Here is a 2,730-nt window from a genome sequence, read left to right as displayed (position 1 = left end):
TTCTGCTCTTTCTTCTTCTTTAAGAGCTTTTTGTAAGTTTTTCTTTTCTTCTAAATCTAGGAAATCTTTAGCTGGCATAAGTAGAATTTTTCTCAAGTTACTATTTCTATTTTAGGTGGTTTAAGTGCGTTTTAGCTTATTACCTCGAAGGTGTTGTCAGAGTTAGGTCAACTCAAATCCAAAGAAGGGCAAATTATTGTCGGTGCGGCGGTGATCGATGATGTCCTTGGTATTATTGTTCTGGCTGTGGTCGCTAGTTTGGCCAAAACCGGTGAGATCGATGTGGTCAATGTTATTTATTTGATCGTCAGCGCTACGGCCTTTTTGATCGGATCAATTTTGTTGGGAGGTATTTTTAACAAAAGTTTTGTGGCGATCGTGGAGCGGCTGAAAACTCGGGGAAATATTGTTATTCCGGCATTTGTCTTCGCTTTCTTTATGGCATTTTTGGGCAATGCTATTCATCTTGAAGCGATTTTAGGGGCCTTTGCGGCCGGTTTGGTTCTTGATGAAACTGATACCCGCAACGAGTTGGATGAGTTAATTAAACCGATCGCCGATTTGCTTGTGCCGATTTTCTTTGTGACGGTGGGAGCGCGTGCCGACCTCGGTGTTTTAAACCCAACGATACCGGAGAATCGGGCCGGACTTTTGATCGCTGTCTTTTTGATGGCTGTGGCGATCGTTGGTAAACTGGTGACGGGCTGGGCAGTTTTTGGCATATCCGGCATCAATCGCCTCGCCATCGGTGTGGGCATGATTCCCCGGGGTGAGGTGGGTCTAGTTTTTGCCGGGATTGGCTCGGCCAGCGGAATTTTGGATAAGCCTTTAGAGGTGTCGATTATTATTATGGTAATCCTGACCACTTTCTTGGCTCCTCCCTTCCTGCGAATCGCTTTTGGTAAGACGGAAGCTGTTCCCGAAACCCTGGAAGGCAAGGAGCCGGCTAATCCTATTCCTTAATTTTGATGGTAAAATCTGATTTTTTAGACGAGGCTGAAGCATTTTCAGCCTTTTTTGTCATTGATCACCAGTCAGGAGACAGTCCCGATGCCAATTTTGGCATCGCCATTTAATCTTGACTGTCCGCTAACCGCTCCCTGAAATGACGATAGTTCCGGGATTTATCGGTTAGAAAGACCGCAGTTTCCCCGCGACCAACCCCATTCTTCCACTCCCACGGAAATTTGCGAACCGGGACGGACATCTCCTTTCGATAAGTCTATCAGAGTCACACTGACTGCGGCGAATAAACTGCCACGATAAATCGGTTGTCCTTTGTTGTTGGTATTTTTAAAACTAAGGCTAGAAACTTGGGGAGGTTGACCGGAACGCGTCCAGCGAATGCGTTCAAAACGTCCATTGAGAAATTCTGCCGAATAGGACCAACCGTTATTCATGCGGCCTCGACAAAAAAGCTGTTGTGTGGCCACAGTAGCGGGAATATTGACAGATAAACTCAGAAGGCTGAATGCAGCGAGAGCGATCGGCAAAAATTTCATAAAAGTTGGCACTATAGCGTCAAATAATCCCATTATAAGTTTTTAGCTCGCAAATTTAACTATCGCGGCTGCGGTAAGTTCTGGTTTTTCGAGGTGGGGAACATGACCACAGCGAGGAATCCAGACCAGTTGATTATTGGGTAAGGCCTGCTGAAATATCTTCGCGTCTTTTGTGCCTAAAATTTGATCGTTTTCGCCCCAAATAATCAGCGTTTCTCGGTTTATTTGGCTTAATTTCGGCAAAAATCCCCCATAACCGCCACTTTTGGTAAAAGAGATTAAAGCCTCACTCCAGTGGGGACAATTCAGGTGCAGATTAGCACAGGTGCAAGCATCAACAGTGGCCAAAGTTTGATCAAAATAGGCGGTACGACTGATATTTTGACGCACGCGGGAATTGGCTAAAAAATTAGTTGCCCACTTATCGAGGGGAGAAAACATCAATTTACCCAAGACCGGGGGATTAGCTAGTCCTGCGCTGTCAATGAGGACTAATTTCGCCACTATTTCCGGGTAGGAGAGGGCAAAATCGAGGGCCACTGCACCCCCCATGGAAGCACCGACTAAAATTATCGGTTTGGCGATCGCAGTTTGCCAGAAATGGTAAAGATGGCTTTTAATAGTTTTCGGAGATACTTCCAAATCTGGCGATCGCTCAGTAAAACCGAAGCCGAGTAGATCTATCGCCCAAGTTTCCCTATTTTGGGCGAGTAAAGGTAGTAAACGCCGAAATTCCAGCAGGGAACTATCAAAACCGTGTAGGAGGAGAAAAGGCGGTTGACCTTGCCCTTGTTGACTATAGGTGGTTAGGATCGATCGAGGATAGATAGGGCTATCGATGGCAATTTGCTGGATATTCTGGAGGAGAGCAAGGGAGGTATCTTCGCTCAATCCCTCGCTAACAGTGGGTAAAAAGTTAGGATAATTCACGGATGAGGGCGAAAGTTTGATGAGGCAACAGGCAAGGGGCAAGAGGCAAAAGGCAAGAGGTGTTTAGATATGTGTAGTTAAGTAGTCGTGCAAAATTAATTTCCTAGTGAAGATAGGCAAGAGGCAAGAGGCAAGAGGCAGTTAGATATGTGTAATTAATTAGAACTCTTGCAAATTAATTATATGTTATAATGATGGGTTAACTAATTTTCCCCAAAAAATTAGTTAATCAGTACATTCGTCCTGAATGAAAACTTGAAGTTTAACTTTTAACTCAAAACTCTTTAGAGCTGCTTTA

2 protein-coding genes and 1 pseudogene are annotated in these 2,730 nt (G+C 44.7%); 1 reads left to right on the top strand and 2 read right to left on the bottom strand.

Annotated elements, in window-relative coordinates; genetic code table 11:
- Positions 1 to 138: 138 nt before the first annotated feature.
- Positions 139 to 963, top strand: a pseudogene (locus IM322_RS17225) (cation:proton antiporter); the annotation flags it as partial.
- 161 nt (positions 964 to 1,124) lie between these two features.
- On the opposite strand, the gene IM322_RS17220 reads toward IM322_RS17225, so the two are convergent.
- Together IM322_RS17220 and IM322_RS17215 are read right to left on the bottom strand one after the other, a co-directional pair.
- The gene (locus IM322_RS17220; protein ID WP_287675225.1) at positions 1,125 to 1,502 is read right to left on the bottom strand and encodes a hypothetical protein; all 378 of its coding nucleotides are present in this window, start codon (positions 1,500 to 1,502) and stop codon (positions 1,125 to 1,127) included.
- Between the two features lie 42 nt (positions 1,503 to 1,544).
- Complete coding sequence (locus IM322_RS17215; protein ID WP_287675223.1) at positions 1,545 to 2,432, bottom strand: alpha/beta fold hydrolase; 888 nt, start codon at positions 2,430 to 2,432, stop codon at positions 1,545 to 1,547.
- Positions 2,433 to 2,730 lie beyond the last annotated feature (298 nt).

This window comes from Microcystis sp. M109S1, assembly GCF_020247025.1.
Lineage (GTDB): Bacteria > Cyanobacteriota > Cyanobacteriia > Cyanobacteriales > Microcystaceae > Microcystis.
Note: the sequence above shows the minus strand (reverse complement) of the source record. Positions and strands in the feature narration are given on the sequence as shown.